Genomic DNA, 22163 nt, shown 5'->3' on the forward strand with positions numbered 1-22163 from the left:
CGTATGAAACTATTCTCGAATATAATATCCTTCGTGTTCCATCCGTTGCTTATGGTGACCTATGGGATCGTGTTGGCGTTGATGTTTACATTTCTCGCCATTTACCCGTTACCTGTGAAGCTGCTGATTGCCGGAGGTACCTTTATTTCGACAGCGATAGTTCCCGGGCTTTTCATCTTCTTATTGGTGAAAAATGGCGCGGCCGGCGATATAGAGCTTTCCGACCGGAAGGAGCGGGTGGTTCCTTATCTGATTTTTATCACTTCCATCTTGGTATGTATCTTTTTCCTGTATAAGATGCTGATGCCGTTTTGGTTGTTAGCGATGCTGATCGGGGCTTGCGTAGCCTTGGTAATCGCCTTATGCATCAATTTTGCTTGGAAGATTAGCGCGCATGCCATTGGTATCGGCGGGTTACTGGGCGGTGTTATGGGAGTGGCGCGTATCCATATGATAAATCCCTACTGGGCTTTTATAGTCGTGTTGATCGTGGCTGGTTTATTAGGTACCTCGCGTATCTTTTTAAAAAGGCATACACCAATGCAGGTATATGCGGGGTTTTGTCTGGGATTTATATGTACCTTTGTAGCCTCATTAATGAGTTATATCTATTTATTCATCTAATAAAAACACTAAAATTATGAATTTTCCTGCAGATTTAAAGTACACAAAAGACCATGAGTGGATTCGTGTAGAAGGTGACGTAGCTTATGTTGGTATTACTGATTACGCTCAAGGCGAGCTAGGTGAGATCGTTTATGTAGACATTACGACAGAGGGGGAGACCGTCGCTCAAGAAGAGGTGTTCGGTACGATTGAAGCTGTTAAGACTGTTTCCGATCTTTTCATGCCGGTTAGCGGAGAGGTTTTGGAAGTAAACGCTGAATTGGAAGACGCTCCTGAATTGGTTAATGAAGACGCTTATGGTAAGGGTTGGTTAATCAAGATTTCTTTTACGGACGCTTCTGAGTTGGAGGAACTATTATCCGCTGAAGACTATCAAAAATTAATCGCTAAATAAGAATGGCACCTGTTGTAAGTATTATCATGGGTAGTACCTCGGATTTACCCGTTATGGAGAAGGCGGCTAAGTTCTTGGATGAGATGGAGATCCCGTTCGAGATGCATGCTCTATCCGCACACCGTACTCCCGCTGAGGTGGAGGCTTTCGCCAAAGGAGCTAAAGGACGTGGAATCAAGGTTATCATCGCCGCTGCCGGAATGGCCGCTCATCTTTGCGGTGTGATCGCTTCCATGACGACGGTTCCCGTGATCGGCGTGCCTATTAACTCTACGCTGGACGGTATGGATGCCTTGTTGGCTATCGTACAGATGCCTCCGGGAATCCCTGTGGCTACTGTCGGCATCAATGGCGCTTTGAACGCTGGTATCCTTGCGGTGCAGATGCTTGCCGTCGGCGACGAGCAACTTCAGGAGAAGCTATCCGCTTATAAGGAGGATTTGAAGAAGAAAATCGTGAAGGCTAACGAGGAGTTGGCTAAGGTTTCTTTTAAATACAAAACTAATTAATTGAAAGTTGAAAGTTGAGAATTGAAAATTAAGGAGAAAGTCTCTCTTTAGGTTTTCAGTTCTCAACACTCATTCTCAATTTTCAATTCTCAATTTTCAATTAACAATGGCTTACTTTAATTACAACCGCCGTAAATCATCCGTTGCCCAAATCGGTGACACACCCATGGGAGGTGAGAATCCTATCCGTATTCAATCCATGGCTAATGTATCAACGATGGATACGGAGGCGGCGGTAGCTCAAGCGATCCGTATGATCGAGGCGGGAGCTGAGTATGTGCGTTTTACGGCACAGGGGGAACGGGAAGCCCGAAACTTGGGCGAGATTCGTAAACAATTGAATGAGCAAGGGTATACGACTCCTTTGGTCGCTGATATCCATTTTAATCCTAGAGCGGCTGATGCCGCCGCCGGTGAGGTGGAAAAGGTACGTATCAATCCGGGAAACTATGTAGATAAGGTAAAGACATTCAGCCATCTTGAATATACGGATGAGGAATATGCCGCCGAGATCGAGAAGATCCGTGAGCGGTTCGTCCCTTTCTTGAATATTTGTAAGGCACATGGCACCGCTATTCGTATCGGTGTGAATCATGGCTCGCTCTCCGATCGTATCATGAGCCGTTATGGTGATACGCCCGAGGGGATGGTAGCGAGTTGTATGGAGTTTCTTCGCATTTGCCGGGAGGAGAATTTCCCGGATGTGGTTATTTCGATTAAGGCTTCCAATACCGTTGTCATGGTAAGGACCGTGCGGTTGTTGGTTCGTACGATGGAGGCCGAGAATATGCATTACCCCTTGCACCTTGGGGTAACGGAGGCGGGTGACGGTGAGGACGGGCGTATCAAGAGCGCTGTCGGAATCGGTACGCTTCTATGTGACGGTATCGGTGATACGATCCGGGTTTCCTTGAGTGAGGACCCCGAGGCGGAAATGCCGGTAGCGCGTAAATTGGTGGATTATATTAGGGAACGGGAAAATCATCGTCCTATCGAGGCTTCGATGGCTCCCGGTTTCGATACGGTGGCGACATGCCGTCGTATAAGCCGTGTGGTGGAGGGTATCGGAGGTACTTTCCCGCCAGTCGTGATCTCCGATCGTAGTAACGGGGATTTTGAGTTTGATCATTTGTCCTTGCCGGACTATATATATATAGGAAAGGAAGATCCGGATAATTTGCCGGATAATTTCCGTTTATTGGTAGACGCTCATTTTTGGAAAGAGCGTCCGAATGCTTTTCCTTGCTTCATCGCCTCGGAAGCGGAGGAGTTAAAGGATTACGATTGTCCGCTTAAGTTTATCCGTCTGACGTATATGGATCTTACGGATCGTATGTTGGAGATCTTGAAAGCGGATAAGACCGTGGTGGTTTTATTAAGTACACATCATCGGAATGGGGTTGGCTCGCAACGTGCGGCTATGCATAAATTGCTGATGGCGGGTTGTGACGTGCCGGTTGTCTTGCATCGTGATTTCCGGGAGACGGATGTGGAGTTGTTGCAACTGAAATCCGCTGCCGATTTCGGTACGCTTTTGCTGGATGGTTTTGGGGATGGCTTGATGCTGCACAATGAGGGATGCGAGGCGGTTGTCTCGGATCGCTGTATGTTCGGGATCTTGCAGGCTACAAGAACCCGTATCAGTAAGACGGAATATATCTCTTGTCCGAGTTGCGGACGTACCTTGTACGACCTGCAAACAACGATCGCCCGTATCAAGGAGGCTACTTCCCATTTAAAAGGCTTGAAGATCGGTATCATGGGCTGTATCGTAAACGGCCCCGGCGAGATGGCCGATGCCGACTATGGTTATGTGGGTGCCGGACGTGGACAAATCAGCCTGTATAAAGGTAAGGAATGTGTCCTCAAGAATATCCCCGAGGAAGACGCTGTAGAACGTTTAGTTCAGTTAATAAAAGAGAACGGGGATTGGGTTAATTGATTGACTATTGACAATTTGTTTATCTTTGCAAGTATGAAAGTAAGAATTATCAATAAATCGCATCACCCGCTGCCGGGTTATGCGACTCCTTTATCTGCCGGGATGGATATCCGGGCGAATTTGTCGGAATCGGTCGTGTTGAAACCGTTGGAACGTAAATTAATCCCGACCGGACTTTATATCTCGCTGCCGGAGGGCTATGAGGCCCAGATGCGTCCGCGTAGCGGGCTGGCTTTAAAGCATGGGATAACCCTGCTGAATACGCCGGGTACGATCGATGCCGATTATCGGGGGGAGATCGGTATCATTCTCGTGAATCTATCTTCCGAGCCTTTTACGGTGAATGATGGTGAGCGTATCTGCCAAATGGTTATAGCCGCTCATAGCCATGTGGATTGGGAACTCGTGGAGACGTTGGATGATACGGAGCGGGGAGCCGGGGGATTCGGTCATACCGGAAAAGAATAAGAATAATAAGGTTAACAAGAATAATAGGATGTTTAAGCAACTGATATATCTCATCTCTTTCCTCTCGTTGGTCGCTGTGCTCCCGGCTGGTGCTACAGAAACGGAGAAGGATCAACGTAAATTCGATTACTTCTTTTATGAGGGCTTGAACTTGAAGAACGCCGGGAAATTCGACGCCGCTTATGATGCCTTCAACCATTGCTTGGCGATTGACTCGACGGCGGCTCCGGTCTTGTATGAGCTTTCTTCTTTTTATGTGCAGCTGAACCGTCCGGAGAAAGCGGTCGAGATGTTGAAAAGAGCCGTAGCCAACAGCAAGGATAATTTCACGTATAAAATGGCATTGGCGTCTATCACCCGGAATCTGGGTATGTATGGCGAAGCCGCCGAGGAGTACGAGGAATTGGTTCGTGATTATCCGGAGAAGGAGGAGCTGAATTATTATCTGGCCGATGCCTTGACGCAAGCCGGCGAGATCGGGAAGGCGATCGAGGCTTATGATGCGTTGGAGTCGGTTATGGGTATGAACGAGGCGATCTCCATGCAGAAATACAAGCTGTACGTCCAGTTGGAGAAACCGGAAGAGGCTTTCAAGGAGATCGAGAAGCTAGCGGCTAAATATCCTATGGAGGCCCGTTACCAGATCGTATTGGGCGATCTTCATTTGGAAAACGGGGAGATGGACAAGGCTTTGGCTTGCTATCAAAAAGCGAATGAGATTGATCCGACTGACCCTTATTATATCGTCTCTATGGCCAATTACTACGAGGCGAAAGGGGATAAGGAGGCCGCCGAGCAACAAATCCGTAGCGCTTTGGTAAACGAGAAGCTGGACGTGGAGACGAAAGTGAACATCCTTTCCCGGTATATCTTGAAACTGCAACAAACGAAGCAGGGAACCGAGAACGCGAACCATTTATTCCAAACTCTTTTGGAGCAACATCCGGAGGATATTGACTTAAAGCTGATGTATGGCGGTCTCTTGATGGCCCAAGGAAAGACAGAGGAGGCGAAATTCCAGTTCCAGTTGGTAACCGAGATGGAACCGAGTAACGCCGGGGCTTGGCAGCAATTGTTGAATCTGGCTTTGAAAGGGGAGGATATCCCGGAGGTCATCCGTATCTGTACGGCTTGTATGGAGCTTTTCCCCGAGTCGCCGGAATATTACTTCTATCTGGGTATCGCTTACTACCAACAACAGAAATATCAAGAAGCCTTGAATACCTATTATGCGGGCTTGAATATCATTCCGAAGGAGAACCTGCCGCTGAAATCGGATTTCTACGGCCAGATCGGTGATATTTATTACCAGATGGGGCAATTGGATCAAGCGTATAAAGCGTACGATGAGGCATTGAAGTACAATGACAAGAACGTGGTCGTACTGAACAACTACAGTTACTTCCTTTCCTTGGAGAAGAAAGACTTGAAGAAGGCGGAGCGTATGAGCGCCCAATGTATCAAGCTGGAACCGGACAACGCCACGTATCTGGATACCTACGCTTGGATCTTCTTCGTACAAGGAAACTATACCTTGGCGAAAATCTATATCGAGAGCGCTTTGGAGAAAGATAAGACAAAGAGCGCCGAACTCGTGGATCATTATGGGGACATCCTTTTCATGAACGGTGATAAGGAAAAAGCGGTGGAGCAATGGAAAAAGGCGAAAGAGATGGGGAAGGATTCCGAGATCTTGAACCGTAAGATCGCCGAGCAACAATATATAGAAGACGAGAACGCGAAATGAAAAGAGACTATTTCTTGACCTTCCTGTTATGTGGAGGTCTTTTACTTTCGATGTTGACAGGCTGTAAATCGTCCAAGAAAGTCGGGACGGTGGAATCCGCTAGCGTGAAGGCTCATAATGAGTTCTTCCAGTCGGTGGAGGATCAATCCTTCCAGTTCCGTACCTTGACGGCTCGGCTGAACGTGGATCTGGATATCCCCGGTAAGCAAATGAGCTCTCGGGTGGATATGAAGATGGTCAAGGATAGCGCTTTCCAGCTGTCGGTACAGCCATTTCTCGGGATCGAGATCTTCCGTATCGAGTTGAGCCGGGATACGATCAAGGTGGTAGACCGCATGAATAAACGCTATATGATCGAGAATTATTCCAATTTGCAAGGACAGACTCCGATCGAGTTCAACTTCTATAATTTGCAGGCTCTTTTCACGAATCATCTGTTTATCCCGGGGGAACAAGGCGTTTCCCGTAAGCATTATAATCGGTTTAAGCTGAATCAAGAAGGTCCGGTCGCCGAGATCAAGACGAAGGATGCCATGGGGCTATTCTATACCTTTAAGGCGGACGGCGAGGAGAAACTTCTCTCTACCTATGTAGCGGACCCTTCCGATCGTTATGCCTTGCAATGGCTGTACGAGGATTTTCGCTTGGTGGATCGGCAGCCGTTCCCGATGTTGATGGATGTGCAGGTGTTGAAGAACGGGAATCCCGAGGGTGGGGTGAAGATCCATTACTCCCGTATCCAACTGGACGAGCCGCTCAAGTTGGATTTTTCGGTTCCTTCTAAATATAAGCGTATTACCTTTGCGCAAGTATTGAAAACGATTACGAATCTGAATCAATAATCTATCATGAGGTACGTCTGGATCGTTCTATTGGCATTGTCTTTATCTACCGTGGTTTACGGTCAGAAATCCGCTGCTGTCCGTCAGTTGGAGCAGCAGCGCAAGGAGGCGTTGGCCGATATCGAGGAGACGAATAAATTATTACAAGAGACGGCCCAGACTGCTAAAACTTCCCTGAACCGTTTGAATCTACTTTCCAAACAAATTCTTTCGCGTAAGAAAGTCATCAGTTTATTGAATCAAGAGCTGGATGAGATCGAGAAAGATATCTTGAATATCCAAGGCCAGTTGCGCACCTTAAAACGGGAACTGGGCGATAAGCAGACGAATTACGGTAAATCGATGCGAGGGCTTTATAAACGCCATAGCTCGCAAGATAAATTGTTGTTTATCCTATCCGCCGAGAGTTTCTCTCAATCCATGCGGCGTATGCGGTATTTGCGGGAATATGCGGATTGGCAGAAGCGGCAAGCGAATGACATCGTTGAAAAGCAGGCCGAGATCAGCCGCAAGCAAGCTGAGATGGAGAAGACCCGTGCCGAGAAGCGTGTCCTTTTAGGAACTCGTCAAGAAGAGAGTAAGAAGCTAGAAAGTGAGGAAGCTTCTCAGAAAGAGGAAGTCCAGCTATTGAATAAGAGACAAAAGGATTTGAAGGCGGATCTCCAAAAGAAGCGTCGTCAAGCCGAGGCTTTAAACCGACAGATAGAGAAGCAGATCGCCGAGGAGATCGCCCGTGCCGAGGCCGAGGCGAAAGCCGCCCGTGAACGTGCGGAACGTGAGCGTCGTGCCCGTGAACAAGCTGCCGCTAAGGGTAAACCCGTACCGGAGAGTAAAAACGAGCCGATCCGTGAGGAACGTGTGGCGGATACGAAAGGGGGCTATGCGATGACAAAGGCGGAGAAGCAATTGTCCGATAACTTCGCCAATAACCGGGGACGTTTGCCGTATCCGGTGGCCGGAAGACATACGATCGTCTCTACATTCGGCGAGCAACAGCATCAGGAGTTGAAATATGTTCGTACCAGTAATAGTGGTATCGATATCCAGACCTCACCCGGGGCGGATGCCCGTGCGGTATTCAATGGGGAGGTAACGCGTGTGTTCGTGGTGCCGGGGTATAATAATTCCGTAATCGTTCGTCATGGTAACTACTTGACGGTTTATAGCAATTTGAGTCAGGTATATGTAAAAGCAGGCGACCGGGTCTCTACCCGTCAAGCGATCGGAAGGATCTATTCGGATCCGGAGGACGGTAATTCCACGATCCTCCATTTCCAATTGTGGAAGGAAAAGACGAAGCTGAATCCGCAGCCTTGGTTGGAATAAAAGCGGTTGTGATATGTTAAAACTATGATGGGCATTATAAGGCTGTTACGATGCCTGTTGTAAGGATGCTAGAATGCCCATTGTAACAACCTTATAATGCCTATTGTAGTTTTCTCGTTTAACGCTCGTTCAATACGTTGTATAACCCATTCAGGTCATCGGCACCTACCAAGTCTACACCTTCCTTGATGAAGAAGCGTTTGAACTGCTCGGTATCCGGGGCGCCCCACCAACGGAATAGTTTTCCCTCATCGTGGACTTTCCGGATGATCTCACGCATCTTCTGTAGTTGGTCGGCGGGCATCTCGCCTTCACCTTTCCAAGTGAAGAAATCGGAGTAATTATCGCTTATGACCGGAGCGAGGGAAGCAGGGATGCCCTGTCCCAGATCCTTTATTTGTCCGTCGAGGAAGGTGAAGCGGCTGTTCTCTTTCGGCAGGCTGTTCTTCGGACGGTCGCCGGAAAGGAAGAAGAGGACGGCACCTTCTTTATATTCGCCGTTATCGACGGAACAGAAATATTCCTTGTAAGGCTCCATCTGTTTCTTTAATAGCTTGTACATCTCTTCGCCTTGTGCCTTGCAATCCACCATCAGGTAGAAAGGACGATCGCTATCGGGATAGACCTTACCTCCATTCGCTTGTATGCGGGCCACGAGCGGCTTGAGGTATAGGTTCTCGAAGGTAATGGCCGGGTTGGGTTCCGGGCGGTCATGGGAAACGTATAGCTCGCCATCGATCAGCCACAGATCGGCCTCCACGCAGTTGAAGCGGAAGGACAAGGCGTCCAGCAGAGGTCTCTCCCGCCAGTAATCATTGTGCGAGAAGGCGTTGTAATGAATTGCGGAGGAGGCTTTCTGAATCGTCTGCTCCGTGGTTGTCTCCGCCACTTGAACTGTGTCCGATCCCTTCGGGGAGGAGCAAGCCGTACAGAGGGCGAGGGAGGTGATAAATAAGGATAGAATCTGTTTCATATACTAATTGTTTTTTGAGTCTAGTTGTAGAGACGGGGCACGCACCGTCTCTACAACTGGATGTTTGATGGATTTACTGTTTTATATGGTTTGCGTGCCGGGTTTTACGTTAGCCGTCTTCTGTTTGTCGCCCCAAAGGACGGTTAGTTCCAAGGGGACGTCGCTGGTAATTTCTACCTGCGGCTCTTGGGTAGCGGAAGAACGGGCCTTGACTTTGATCGCTACCAGACCGTCGAGGCCGAAAGGATAACGGTCGATACCATAAGCCTCCGTCAAGTTCACGTCTACGGTCAATTTCTTCTCGTACACATTGGAGCGGATGCCGAAGATTTGCTCGATCAAGCCGGAGATCGGTGCCAGTCCGCCCCAGCCCACGAAATTCGGGCGAGCCATGAAGCCCGGCTCCTCATGTTCCGGAGCGTAGTATTCCCAGAACGTACCGGTATTCTTATATACCTTGAGGACGTTATCGTAATGGTTGCGTGCGATCTCGTAAGCCAATTTACGATAGCCTTGTTGCAATAGGCCGGTAATCACCATATAGTTCGCTCCCGGCCATACGCCACCCTGCCAGTAGCGACCGTTATCCTTGTATTTAGGATGGTTGGCGGCAAGGGAAGGGACGCGGTGCAGGCGGTTGAATGTCTCCTTGTTATCCAGCTCGGCCACGAAAGCATCCATGCGTTCCTTGGATAGGACATCGGTCAATAAGGCCCAGTACGCGTAGATTCCCTTGGTGGAGGAAAGGCTTCCGTCAGCGTATTGATCGAAAAGGAAATGTTCCTTCTCGTCCCATAGGTTCTCATTGATATACTTCTTTAGCATCTTCTGCTCGTCCTCGAACTCCTCGATCTCCTGCCAACGCTCCAGATAGAAACCCATCTCAAGCAGATGCCCGGCGGTGAAGTATTGTTGCAAGCAAACGTCCAGCCAGATCATATGGCCGTGGCTGTATATCGGATTGTATTTCGGTTCCACCCGGGGCATGTTGTCCATGCCGGTACCCCAACCGCTGGTCCAATACGTACCGTTGCGCCACGTATGGTTTAGCTTCAACCATTTATAATAAGCGCAAAGGGCGGGGAATATCTTGTGTAGGCGGTCTATATCGCCGAACTGCTTATAATAGACGATCTCGCTCCAAGGGAGGATATTCGGTCCGGTGCTGGTCGGATCGTAACGCTCGAAACAGTCCGCTCCGTCCGCCTTGATCTCCCGGCAGATGAAACCGTCCGGGTGTTGTTTGGCGTAGAAATTATCTAACGTACGTTGGAAGGGGAAGAAGCGGGTACCGAAACGGGCGAACATCATCATGAAGGCGGAGTCCCACATGAAGATATTGCCGTTGTAGGCGACATCGAGGTAACTGCATACGAAACCGGAATCCGGTTCCGGGGCCTTGATGTTGCCGATGCCGATTTGCCAAGCCTTCCAGTACATCTCGATTTCCTTCTCGTGTCCGCTCCAAGTCGGGTCCGGGAGGATTTGCTTGGCCTCCTCGAAGGTTCCGGGCGTGATGGTCTCCGGTTTCGCTGTCCGGAACTCGTTCTCGGTCACGAAGGGTTCCTTCAGGTAGGTGTTCTTGTAAGGAAGATTGTACTTGGGTCGTTTCTCTTCCATTTTCTCTTGCGCTAAAAGGTTCCCGGCGGGAACGGAGGCCGCGCCTGCCGCAAGAAGGGATTGCTTTAAGAAGTTTCGTCTTGTTGTCATTCTTTATGATATTTATTGGGGGAGAGAGGGAGAAGGCGCGCCTCAGTCGGTGAACACAGTCCTCCCGGCCGGGTACTGTAGTCCTGCTAGTCAAGTACCGCTGTCCTCTCAGCCAAAGTACTGCGGTACTTGGGAAGGGGTACTGCGGTACCCGACCGGGAGGATTGCGGTACTTGACTAGCGGGATAGCGGCCTGTTATACTCTCCATCGGATGAATACTGTTTGATTATAGATTCAGGAGCTTTTTGATCTTCCAGAAGATATCCGTATTCTCGAAGATACCCGTGAAGTTCTCGGCACCCGGGCCGAAAGCGTAAACGGGAACCATCACGCCGCTATGCCCTCCGGTGGAGAATTTACAAACGATACGGCCCTCGTTCAGATCCCCGTCTACCAAGGTAAGGCCACCGGTCTCGTGATCGGCGGTTACGACAACCAATGTCTCACCGTCTTGGGCGGCCCATTCGAAGATACGTCCGATCGTACGGTCGAAATCATGTGTCTCTTGCATCAACAGGTCGATATCGTTGAAATGTCCGTAATCATCCAATTGGGAGCCCTCTACCATCAGGAAGAAACCTTCCGGGTTTTGTCCCAGCAGATCGATCGCTTTCATCGAGGCACGAGCCAAGAGATCGCCTCGCTCGGCGGGAAGCGGGGTGTCTACGGTATCGGTAACGCAGAATACCTTGCCTTTTTGAATCTTCGCCAGTTCCTCCCAGCTACGGGGAGTCTGGTAACCTTTCTCCCTTAATTCCTTGAACAAATCACGTCCGTCTGCACGGTTCTCGAATAGCTTGGAGCCGCCGCCGAATACGTAATCGACGCCACAGTTCACGTAATCCGCTACGATCTCGGCCTCGGCGTCGCGATCCGTATTGTGGCAGCAGAAGTCGGCGGGCGTAGCGTCCCATAGGCGACAGGTAACGGCGATGCCGCTTGACAGGCCTTTCTTATTCGCCAAGGTAGCCAAAGATTCCAAGGGCTTGCCTTCCGGGTCTACGCCTACCATATGGTAGTTCGTTTTATGGCCGGTGGCCAGTGCGGTACCTCCGGCTCCGGAGTCGGTGATGAGGCGGTTGGCGCAATAGGTTTTCGAGAGGCCGGTGTATTGGGAGTTGTCTAGCCAGAGCTTGCCCCGGTTGGCGGTCCAAGCGGAATACATGTGCATAAGGCTCATGCCGTCGCCGATCATGAGGATCACGTTCTTTATTTTCTTTCCGGTAGGGGGGACTAGTTTCTTGACCTCGTAAGGTTTCTCTAGTACATACGTTTGTTCTTTGTCTCGGCGACTTTGTGCCGCGGCCTCCGGAACGATCATGCCGGATAGCAGGATGGCTAAGGCGGATAGCACGGATAGAGTTGTTCTTCTCATATGATTCAGTATTTAATATTATCAATTTATATAAAGGTTCTCTGTTGGGATTGTGTCTAGTGTGGACATGCTTGGCGTACGCCAGCTCCAGCCTAGGTACTCACCCTCGTAATCCTCGAAATAATGCAAGGCGAAGGGGTGGTAGCCTTTTTGTAAGGGGATGCGTCCCGTTGCGTCGATGGCGGCGTGGGAGGCATCATTGTCCACTACCTTTTCTTTGCCGATATAGAGGACGCTACCGTCATCCGAGCGGGTACTGAACTCATAGACTCCATCTTCCGGGGCGTATATATATCCGGTGAAGATATAACCGAAATGATCCGGCAATTTAGCGTTCAGGATAGAAGGCTCAGGTATTGTTCCGGTCTCGACCACCTTCGCCTTTTGCAGATCGGCTACCCATTGGAACTCTCCTTCGTAATAAGTATAAGCTACCCCATGCTTCGTAGGCTGTATGGATAACGCGGGGCGTAATACGGCTTTTGTCGCTTGGATCGAGTACGTACGGCTGGGTACGAATCCCTTTTTATATCCTTTGGCCTTGATAATCGTGGTCTCTTTTAAGACGAATGGCTCGCTGTATACCGGAGCGTTCTCATCCGGTTCCGATCCGTCAAGCGTGTAATGGATAACCGCCTCGGGTGTCGTGGATTTTAGTTCCGCCGTAATCTCTCCTTCAAACAAATCCAGATCATTCGCTATGTAAGGGATAGAGACGGTAGGTTGCTCCGTATAGGAATAGGGAGCGTACTCGGGAGCGGTTCCCCAACGCTTGTCCGGTGTCGCCGAGAGCGTAAAGTCCAGCGTCCCCCCTTGCATCAACTGGTCGTAGGTGATGTAGCAATGCGATATCTCCTCGCCGTTTAAGGTAACCTTCGTGATATACTTGTTCTTATCCGGCTGGTTGGCGGTAATGACCAATGTCTTGCCATTGCCCAGCTTCATGTTCGCCTTATCGAACAACGGGGTCGTTAGGATAAACTGGTTGCTACCCGGACATACGGAGTAGAAGCCGAGGCTGCTCAAGATATACCAAGCGGACATCTGGCCGCAATCCTCATTGCCGATGATGCCTTCCGGCGTGGGCTGGTACATCTCGTCCAGCAAGCGACGGGTCCATTCCTGTGTCTTCCAGGGCTGGCCCACATAGCTATATAGGTAAGCCATGTGGTGGCTAGGCTCGTTGCCATGCGCATATTGACCGACCAATCCGGTAACGTCTACCAGATCGCCGACTACCTCGGAGGTAACCATAAATAAGCTATCCAGATCAGCGATGAACGCCTCCCGGCCTCCGAACAACTGGGTCAATCCATATACGTCATGCGGGGTAAAGAAACGATATTGCCAGGCCGTAGCCTCCGTATAGGAACGTCCGATGGCGAATGGATCGAAAGGTGTCTCCCAATTCCCATCCTGCCGTTTGCCCCGGAAGAACCGGGTACTACCGTCGAATACGTTGATAAAATTCTGGGAGCGCTTGATGAAGGTCTCATAATCATCCATATGTCCTAAAGCTTTCGCCATTTGTGCGATACACCAATCATCGTAGGCAAATTCCAATAGGCAGGAAACCGATTCTTTCTTGATATTCGTCGGGATGAAGCCTTCCTTTATATAATAATCCGCTCCTTTCTTATTCTTCTCAGCGGAGATCTTCATCGCTTCGAGAGCGTGTTCTGCGTCATATCCGCGAATACCTTTTAAATAAGCGTCCGCTATAATCAATGTGGAGTGATAACCGATCATGGTCCCGGTCTCGCCCGCCGATAAGGGCCATAACGGAAGCTCGCCGCTGGCGTCGTACATATCCAAGAGAGACTGTACCATATCATTCACCAAGGTAGTATCCAACAGAGTCATCATCGGATGCCAGGCCCGGAAGGTGTCCCAAGTGGAGAAGGTGGAGAATTGGCGGCGACCTGCCGGGATCGTCGCTACGCTCATGTCGTGACGGCGGTATTGTCCGTTCACGTCGCTCGCTATATTCGGAATGATCTTGCTATGGTATAGCGCCGTGTAGAAATTCGTGCGCTCGGCTTCGGGGCCTCCTTCTACCGTGATAACGTCCAGCTCTTTTTCCCAATCGGAGCGTGTCGCTTGATGGATGGCATCGAAATCAAAGCCATAGGAATCCGTCTCTTGCTCAAGGTTCAGACGGGCGTTCTCCTCATTTACGATCGATACCCCGACTTTGCAGACGATGGGCTTTCCGGTAGTCGTATCGAAGGTAAGTACGGCTTGCCGTTCGGAAGGCTGTTCCATGGAAGAGAAGGGTTGCGAGAACTGCGCTACAAAGAAGACATATTGATTGTCTACCCAGCCCCGGGTACGCCGCATACCGGTAAGCTCGTTATCCCCGGTTCGCTTCACCCAGCCCTCGTACATATATTCGTTATCCAATAAATGGTCCATATCGACCACCAACGTAGCCTCTGTCTCTTTTTTATAGGTATATCGGTGTATCCCGACATGCGGGGTCGTGGTAAGTTCCGCTAATACACCTGCCTCCTTGAGATTCACCGAGTAGTAGCCCGGGGAAGCCTTCTCGTCCGAGTGCGAGAACGCTAGAGGTGTCTGGAGAGACGGGCGGAATAGGATATCGCCTAGGTCGATACATCCCGTACCGCTTAAATGGGTATGGGAAAAACCCATTAAGGTAGAATCGCTGTAATGATAACCGGAACAAGCGTCCCAATTCCCTTTCCGGGTGTCCGGGCTTAGTTGGACCGCTCCGTAAGGAGCCGTGGCCCCGGGATACGTGTGTCCGTGAAATCCCGTGCCGATAAACGGATCCACGGAATCGATGGGGGATTGTGGAGCTTGGCTACAGGCCGTGAATAAGGCTATTATTCCTGTACACAAGCAAGAAGAAAGCGTTTGAATTAATCTCATGGTATATTTTTTGTTTAATATATAGTATACAATAGGCAAAGGTAAGCTACCTATTTGAGATATGCGTTTTTACCCGGTAGAAAATAACATGGGCTGTTTCATTTTCTGAGACAGCCCGTAATGAATCTTATTCGTACCTTGATCGGTTTAAAGGAGCCGGTTAATATCCCTCGTTCTGCTTCAATTGACCATTCGATTTAGTAATCTCTTCACTTGGATACGGGAATACCATCATATGCGCTTGATAGGCGTTTTTGTTGGTGTAATCTTCGTAACCAATAATCGTGAACGCGGATTCCGGATTCGCCCGGTCTTCATATCTGCGGATACGTGGATGTGCGTTCAACTCTTTATCGGCCAATGTCTTTATGTCGGTATTGGAAGAACGGTTCCAACGCTTTAAGTCGAATAGATGATCTGTAAACTCAAAAGCCAATTCACAACGGCGTTCGTGATATAGATCCTTCATCGTGGCGGTGCCGGCAAGCGGTGTCAAGTTGGAGCGTAGGCGGATACGGTTGATGTCTGCGGTTGCTTTATCGGCTTGACCTGTCATTAAATATGCCTCGGCACGGAACAATAACATTTCTGCGAAACGGATGATCGGGAAATTGACACGGACCGTAGGCCAGTCTCCGTTAGCACTCACGGCTCCTTCACCTACAGGGTCTGAGTATTTGAACGCGTCCATGTATTTATTGATCATGAAACCAGCTTCAAGGTCGGAGGTAGACCAGAATTTGCGTGTCTCGCCGAAGAACGGGAACTCTTGGTTGTATTCCAAGATTGAGCGTACTAAACGGTCATTACCTTTACCATCTTTCGCCATTTCTTCGTAGATGTCGTAAGAGGGCTTCATCTGCCCCCAACCATTATATTTGCCCCATCCTTTGTTCTCAAGGATAATGCCCGGGAATTCGGTACCGCCCGGTAGTGCGCCGCCGATACTCGGAATAGTCCAGAGATATTCGGCATTCCAATAATCTTTCAAGTCAGACGAGAATAGTTCCGCGAATGTAGGAGCTAGATCTCGATTGTAGTTGTTCTCCAATTGATTGACCATCTCGATGACGTTGTTCCATTGGGTAGCATCCCAAGTAGCCCAGTAAGCATAAGTTTTCGCTTTGAACGCCACGGCAGCAGCCTGATGTGCCCGGCCCCGGTTGTCGGCGTCATAGGATTCGAAGTTTGGAAGGTAGGCGATTGCCTTGTCCATATCTTCGATGATCAGTTTATAATTGTCCATAACGGTAGCTTGCTGAGGCGGTATGGAGTTGTCGTAATCGTCGGGGAAGTCCTCGTAACGTACGAAAGGTACTCCTTGTTTATCCGTACCGTACCGATAAGCGATCAGATAATGTGCCCAACCGCGACTGAAGTAAGCTTCGCCCAAGCTGCGTTTCTCGACGGCGGTCAGCGTCGTTCCCTTTTCTTTCTTCACTAATTCTTGGATGATCCAATTCGCACGGGACATAGTAGAATACATACGGCTGAATACATCTCTTAGAGGAGATTCATCACCGGTATAGGCTAAGGTCGCCAAAGAGTTATAACCGCGCGTACGTCCCCAAACAATGTCGCATGCGGCTCCCTGTTCCCAGAATAATTCACGGCCGTAACAACCCTCTTGATGGAATCTTTCATATAATCCGTCAATGGCATCAATGGCCTGTTGATCATTCAAGAAATAGGAGGTTGTAGTTGCGTTTCCTTCCGGCTGAACGTCGAGGAAGTCGCTACAAGAACTACAAACCAATGCGGATAATGCTAATACTGTAATATATCTTTTCATTTTGATCCTTTGTTAATATGAATATCTTTTAAAATACCCGATTAGTATGTCAATTTGACTCCGACAGAGAATACGCGTGAAACCGGATACTTCAAGGCATCCCAACCGCCGGTTTCCGGGTCCATTCCTGAGTAGTTCGTGATCGTGAAGAGGTTCTCACCGCTAAGGTAAACAGACATCATGCTGTTGCGTTCTTGCAGGTGAGCGCATTTCCTGATAACATCACTCAAGTCATAGGATACGGTGAAGTTCTTCAAACGTAAGTAAGAAGCATTCTCCAGATACCAATCAGACGGTGTGCTAAAGTTGCTATTTGGGTCGTTTTTCGATAAGCGTGGAATATTCGACCCTGTATTCGACGGACTCCAAGCGTTCATGATCTCTTTTGAGCGGTTGAAGTTTCCTTCTACATCGCTTAAAGCCATATATTTACCTACATATAAAGCTTGTGCTCCACCTACGCCTTGGAACATAGCGCTTACGGAAAGCTTCTTCCAAGTGAATCCTCCGGAGAATGAGAATGTAGTTTTAGGTGTAGCGCTACCGCAGTATTGACGGTCTTCATCATTGATAACTCCATCACCATTGGCATCGACGAATTTCAAATCGCCGGCTACAGCGTCCGGTTGGATTCGTTTTCCGTCTTTGTTTACATAAGCGGCTGCCTCTGCGTCGCTTTGAAAAATGCCGTCAGTCTTGATCAGATAGAAAGAGGCCAGTGGTTCTCCTTCGGCTGTTTGATACATATATGGAAGGTTACGATAACTACCATCGAAATATGCATCATTTTTGGTGATACCTGTCCAAACGCCCGGGGTTCCGTCTGTGTTTTTTACCCCAATATCAGAAACCCAGTTCTTTAGATAAGAGAAGTTTCCGGAAACGAAGTACGACCAATCTTTATTTACCTGTTGGTTCCAATTGATTTGCGCCTCGAAACCTCGGTTGCGGACTTCACCTTGATTGACTAACATGGCATCGATACCGATCGTTCCCGGCCAGTTCATCGTTTGCGACTGGATCAAGTTGAACGTGCGTTTGTCGAAATAGTCGAATGCCATGCTCAAGCGATTGTCGAACATGTTCACATCTAGGCCTAAGTCCCATTGCTCGGAAGTTTCCCATGTTAAGTTGGGATTTAATGCGGTAGAGTTATAGACGAAGTTTCCCCAAATCTTGTTCGATTCTACGCCGTACTGTGCCTGCTCCGACCAGAAAGTTTTACCTAATAAGGCGGATTTATAATTGTAACCGATAGATCCCAGATTACCGACACGTCCCCAAGAAGCACGGATCTTCAATAAATTCAGTGTCTCGCTCTTCGGGAAGAAAGATTCATTAGAGATTTTCCATCCGGCTGTTACGGCAGGGAAGTCGCCATAGTTATTATCTTTAGGTAGACGGCCTGCGTAATCACGACGCCAAGAGGCTGTAACGAAGTAACGATCGTTGAAGGAATAAGCCAGACGGGCGATCAAGGATACGTTTGCGTCAGGACCGGTCAAATAATCGGTAGCGGAAACGGAATTCGCATAGGATAGATATTGTAAATAATCGGATTCGTCAGATAAATCTTTTCCATTAACCTCTAGCCCTCGCTTGCTGTAATGATCGGCCGTAGTGGATAGTAAGACACCCAGGGTGTGCATGTCATTAAACGTATTGTCGTAAGTCAATGTGTTTTCCGTTTTCCATGCGTCTGCACGGTAAGTCGTTTCATCCAGATTATTTGTCAAGGAGGGTTTTCCCACCTCGTCACGGATCGGACTGAAGTTCTTATATAGATTATTCTTCAGGTTGTAAGTGAAACGGCTCGTGAACTTTAAGCCGGTAACGATATTCGCTAGTTCCAGACTGGTCGTACTCCAGATGTCACTGGTTCGGTCATAGCGGTTTTCCGCTTCCAGCAAGCGAACCGGATTGACAGCGTCTCCGTGGATATCCGCGAAGTTGGAGCCATATTTGGCGATGTAATCCGGGTCTTCGGTCGTTGTTCCACCGTAAGTACCATCCAGCGGATTGTAAACCGTAGCGCTGGCAGGCATATACATAGCCGCCGCGACAACTCCCGTATAACCACTGTCGGTATCTTTTGAACGGCTTTCGTTGTTTTTCCAAACCACGTCTTCGGTGATGGTCACCCATTTATTCAATTTGAATTTACCGTTGTAACGAAGTGAAAGGTTCTTGTTGAAAGTATTGATCAATACACCTTCATCGTTATCGTAAGCAAATGAAACACGGTTGGAGGCATTCTCGGAACCAACATTCAAGGCTACGTTATGGCGTTGGTAGAAAGCGGTGCGGAAGATCTCGTCCATCCAGTTGGTACGTGTGGTACCTACCCATGGGTTCTTGGTCAAATCCCAACCGGTCGGCAATGTAAGCCCCGCGTTTGCGTAAGACAGTTTTCGCATCTCGAGTTGCTCTTCCGCATTTAACGGCTCGATTACGTTGCTAGCTTTACGAACACCGAAAGTCGCATCATAGCTCAACGAGGTCTTGCCCTCTTTCGCCTTCTTGGTGGTTACCAAGATAACACCGCCGGCTCCGGATTGCGCTCCATAGATAGCGGCAGAGGCAGCATCTTTTAAGACGACAATCGTCTCGATATCATTCATAGAGGCGATGGGTGCGCCGGGAACACCGTCAACAACCCATAATACGTTATCGCCATTCTGTGAGCCCTGTCCACGGATCACGATTGAGGGTGTAGCCGTTGGGTCTCCACCGTTCGCTTGTACGGTAACACCCGCTAACTGCCCTTGCAACATACTTTCGGTAGAGGTAACCGGACGGGCCACCAAGTCTTCCGTGTTGTTCAGCACGCCCACGGAAGCGGAGAGATCTTGTTTGCGTTGCCCCGCTCCATAACCGAGTACGACTACCTCATCCAATTTCTGCGTATCTTCTTCTAGGATGATGTTGAAGGTCGTTTTCCCGTTTATCGGGATACTTTGCGTCATATAACCGATATAACTGATCTCTAAGATAGCGTTTTCCGGAACTTCCAGTAGGAAATCTCCATCGAGCCCGGTGATTACTCCGTTTGTCGTCCCTTTTACGATCACGTTCGCGCCAATTACAGGAATCCCCGCCTGGTCTTTGACGATACCGGAAATCTGTTTCGTACTTTGTTGGTAGATGCTGGGACTCGGAAGTTCTAAGCCCGATGATTGCCCAAAGACGGGAGAAGCTTGAGCGGTTTGGGTACCTGCCACTATGCCACATAAAGACATCCCTACGCATAGATGCTTGACAGGGATGAAATCATAAAGCCGTTGTTTCATGTTTGCGTATTTTAGTGTTTATCTAAATCTGCCGCAAAAGTAGGCGTAATATGTGCGAGTATAGTGGAAGGTCTTATGAAGTGTTTGTGAATAAAATGTTGCAAAGCTGTTGCAGCCTTACTGCAACGCACGTGCAGTGTTACTGCGACAGGCGTGCAGTAACATTGCAATGCGGGTTGCAGTAATCAGAAATCAAAGTATCGTTTAGCGTTGTTGTAACTGATGTCCTCCACCATCTGTCCAATGAAGGAAAACTCGGAGGCGGGCAATAAGCCTTTCTCTATCTCATTGCCTAGCATATTACAAAGGATCCGGCGGAAATACTCATGACGGGGATATGACAGGAAGCTACGGGAATCTGTCAGCATACCGACGAAACGGCTTAAAAGCCCGAGGCTGGAAAGCGCATTTAATTGATCTTCCATGCCTTTGATCTGATCGAGGAACCACCAAGCCGCTCCATATTGCATCTTCCCGGGTACACTGCCGTCGTTGAAATTGTAGGCATTGGCTACCATCAACTCAGTGTCGCGGGGATTCAGGTTGTAAACGATCGTTTTCGCTAACAGCCCTTCTTGATCTAAACGGCTGAAAAAGCGGTTCATGGAAACAGCTACCGGCTGATCATCGATAGCGTCGAAACCTGTGTCTGCTCCTAATAACTTGAACATCCGTTTGTTATTATTCCGATTTGCGCCGATATGGAATTGTTGTACCCATCCACTCCGGGCATCCATCACCGCCAATTCGTATAGCAATGCCGAACGGTATTTGCGAACTTCCTGCTCCGTGAGCGATTTACCCATACGAGCCTTGAGGAAGATCACCTCAATCTCCTGCTCGGTATAAGGTTCGGCATAGAAAGTATCCAACCCGTGGTCCGATAACCGGCACCCTTGGGCGGCGAAGAAATCATGTCGTTTTTGTAAAGCCTCCAATAAATGCTTGTAGGTGAGGATGGTCTTATCGGCGGCGGCCTCCAGCTTGGACAAATAGTCATTTAGCGCCTTGATATTATCGATAGCGAGTACCTTGTCCGGTCGCCATGCCGGATATACACGAGTGTGGCATCCGTTTGAACGTATTTTTTGATGGTATTTCAAGGAATCTATAGGATCGTCGGTCGTACAAACGATCTCTACGTTCATCCGTTTCATGATGGCTTGCGCACGATACTCGGGGGTACGTAGTTTATCCGTACAAGTTGTGTAGATTTCCTTGGCGGAAGCAGGATTCAAGACTTTATGGATTCCGAATATACGGCTAAGCTCCAGATGCGTCCAATGATAAAGCGGATTTCGCATCGTGTAAGGCATCGTCTCGGCCCATTTAAGGAATTTCTCGTAAGAGGGCTTATCTCCGGTGATATATTCCTCGGGAATACCATTCGCTCTCATCGCCCGCCATTTGTAATGGTCTCCGCCCAGCCATATCTCCGTAAGATCCTCGAATTGGTGATTCTCCGCTATTTGCCGGGGATCCAGATGGCAATGGTAATCAATGATGGGCATCTTCGCCGCATACTCGTGATATAACTCACGGGCCGTGTCGGTCTGGAGCAAGAAATCTTGATCTAAAAAGCTTTTCATACTTGACGATACTTTTGAATGATAGATAAGGCGTTGCGGCATAAATCGGTAATGGATTGCCAATCGTTTCCCGCTATCGCTTCTTTGGGGAAGAGTTTGGACCCCATTCCTACGCAGGTCACGCCGGCCTTGAACCAAGCGGATAGATTCTCCTCTGTCGGCTCCACGGCACCGGTAGCCATGATTAGGGTCCATGGCATGGGCGCCTTTATGTTCTTGACAAATGAGGGACCTCCTACATTTCCGGCGGGGAATATCTTGCAAAGGTCGCAACCTGTTTCTTGGGCAAAGCCGATCTCGGATACGGAACCGCAGCCGGGCGTATAAGGGATGAGGCGACGGTTACATATCTTCGCTATCTCCGGGTTAAACAGCGGACCGACTACGAAGTTTGCCCCTAGCTGTATGAATAAGGCGGCTGTGGCCGGGTCTACGATAGAACCTACGCCCAATACTAATTCCGGACATTCCTTGGCGGCGTATTTTACCAGCTCGCCAAATACCTCGTGGGCGAAATCTCCCCGGTTAGTAAACTCGAAGGCTCTGACGCCTCCCTCGTAACAGGCTTTTACAACTTGTTTTGCGATCTCTACCTCTTTATTATAATAGACGGGCACCATTCCGGTTTGGATGATAGCCTGTAATGTTTGTATTTTATTGAATCGAGCCATATTGGGAATTAA

Annotated in this window: 16 protein-coding genes; 8 read left to right on the forward strand and 8 right to left on the reverse strand. The window is 48.9% G+C overall.

Annotation, left to right across the window (positions count from 1 at the left end):
* Positions 1-3 precede the first annotated feature (3 nt).
* The 8 genes from NBH16_RS13985 to NBH16_RS14020 all read left to right on the forward strand — a co-directional run bounded on the left by NBH16_RS13985 (position 4) and on the right by NBH16_RS14020 (position 7855).
* Complete coding sequence (locus NBH16_RS13985) at positions 4-624, forward strand: hypothetical protein (protein WP_005863464.1); 621 nt, start codon at positions 4-6, stop codon at positions 622-624.
* 16 nt (positions 625-640) lie between these two features.
* Positions 641-1021, forward strand: a complete 381-nt coding sequence (gene gcvH, locus NBH16_RS13990) for a glycine cleavage system protein GcvH (RefSeq protein WP_250788763.1) — start codon at positions 641-643, stop codon at positions 1019-1021.
* A 2-nt stretch (positions 1022-1023) separates the two neighbouring features.
* Positions 1024-1530 (forward strand): 5-(carboxyamino)imidazole ribonucleotide mutase, encoded by a 507-nt coding sequence (gene purE, locus NBH16_RS13995; protein WP_250788764.1) that lies wholly within the window; start codon positions 1024-1026, stop codon positions 1528-1530.
* A gap of 106 nt (positions 1531-1636) precedes the next feature.
* On the forward strand, positions 1637-3472 hold the full coding sequence (locus NBH16_RS14000; protein WP_005863460.1) for a 4-hydroxy-3-methylbut-2-en-1-yl diphosphate synthase: 1836 nt from the start codon (positions 1637-1639) through the stop codon (positions 3470-3472).
* A 33-nt stretch (positions 3473-3505) separates the two neighbouring features.
* Positions 3506-3940 carry a dUTP diphosphatase gene (dut, locus tag NBH16_RS14005; RefSeq protein ID WP_022192384.1) on the forward strand — a complete coding sequence of 145 codons (435 nt, stop codon included), beginning with the start codon at positions 3506-3508 and terminating at the stop codon, positions 3938-3940.
* Positions 3941-3968: 28 nt separating this feature from the next.
* Positions 3969-5687 (forward strand): tetratricopeptide repeat protein, encoded by a 1719-nt coding sequence (locus NBH16_RS14010; RefSeq protein WP_005863454.1) that lies wholly within the window; start codon positions 3969-3971, stop codon positions 5685-5687.
* Positions 5684-6529: a lipoprotein insertase outer membrane protein LolB1 gene (gene lolB1, locus NBH16_RS14015; RefSeq protein ID WP_005860032.1), complete on the forward strand. Its 846-nt coding sequence runs from the start codon at positions 5684-5686 to the stop codon at positions 6527-6529. The genes NBH16_RS14010 and lolB1 overlap by 4 nt, the downstream gene beginning before the upstream one ends.
* A gap of 6 nt (positions 6530-6535) precedes the next feature.
* Positions 6536-7855 carry a murein hydrolase activator EnvC family protein gene (locus tag NBH16_RS14020; RefSeq protein WP_044545170.1) on the forward strand — a complete coding sequence of 440 codons (1320 nt, stop codon included), beginning with the start codon at positions 6536-6538 and terminating at the stop codon, positions 7853-7855.
* A 118-nt stretch (positions 7856-7973) separates the two neighbouring features.
* On the opposite strand, the gene NBH16_RS14025 is transcribed toward NBH16_RS14020, so the two are convergent.
* From NBH16_RS14025 to NBH16_RS14060, 8 genes are all read right to left on the reverse strand, one after another.
* Complete coding sequence (locus NBH16_RS14025; RefSeq protein ID WP_195319816.1) at positions 7974-8828, reverse strand: phosphatidylinositol-specific phospholipase C/glycerophosphodiester phosphodiesterase family protein; 855 nt, start codon at positions 8826-8828, stop codon at positions 7974-7976.
* 81 nt (positions 8829-8909) lie between these two features.
* Complete coding sequence (locus NBH16_RS14030) at positions 8910-10538, reverse strand: MGH1-like glycoside hydrolase domain-containing protein (RefSeq protein WP_121773296.1); 1629 nt, start codon at positions 10536-10538, stop codon at positions 8910-8912.
* Between the two features lie 227 nt (positions 10539-10765).
* Positions 10766-11914, reverse strand: a complete 1149-nt coding sequence (locus tag NBH16_RS14035) for an alkaline phosphatase (protein ID WP_005860025.1) — start codon at positions 11912-11914, stop codon at positions 10766-10768.
* A 21-nt stretch (positions 11915-11935) separates the two neighbouring features.
* Entirely contained in the window at positions 11936-14809 is a 2874-nt protein-coding gene (locus NBH16_RS14040; protein ID WP_250788765.1) for a GH92 family glycosyl hydrolase, read from the reverse strand.
* Positions 14810-14969: 160 nt separating this feature from the next.
* Positions 14970-16601 (reverse strand): RagB/SusD family nutrient uptake outer membrane protein, encoded by a 1632-nt coding sequence (locus NBH16_RS14045; RefSeq protein WP_005863444.1) that lies wholly within the window; start codon positions 16599-16601, stop codon positions 14970-14972.
* A gap of 41 nt (positions 16602-16642) precedes the next feature.
* Positions 16643-19891 (reverse strand): SusC/RagA family TonB-linked outer membrane protein, encoded by a 3249-nt coding sequence (locus tag NBH16_RS14050; RefSeq protein ID WP_048927012.1) that lies wholly within the window; start codon positions 19889-19891, stop codon positions 16643-16645.
* Between the two features lie 185 nt (positions 19892-20076).
* Positions 20077-21480 (reverse strand): glucuronate isomerase, encoded by a 1404-nt coding sequence (gene uxaC / locus NBH16_RS14055; RefSeq protein WP_122369947.1) that lies wholly within the window; start codon positions 21478-21480, stop codon positions 20077-20079.
* Positions 21477-22151: a bifunctional 4-hydroxy-2-oxoglutarate aldolase/2-dehydro-3-deoxy-phosphogluconate aldolase gene (locus NBH16_RS14060; protein WP_005863437.1), complete on the reverse strand. Its 675-nt coding sequence runs from the start codon at positions 22149-22151 to the stop codon at positions 21477-21479. Before NBH16_RS14060 ends, uxaC begins: the two co-directional genes overlap by 4 nt.
* Positions 22152-22163: the final 12 nt, after the last annotated feature.

It is taken from the genome of Parabacteroides sp. Y3-G-102, assembly GCF_023656845.1.
Taxonomy (GTDB): Bacteria; Bacteroidota; Bacteroidia; order Bacteroidales; family Tannerellaceae; genus Parabacteroides; species Parabacteroides distasonis.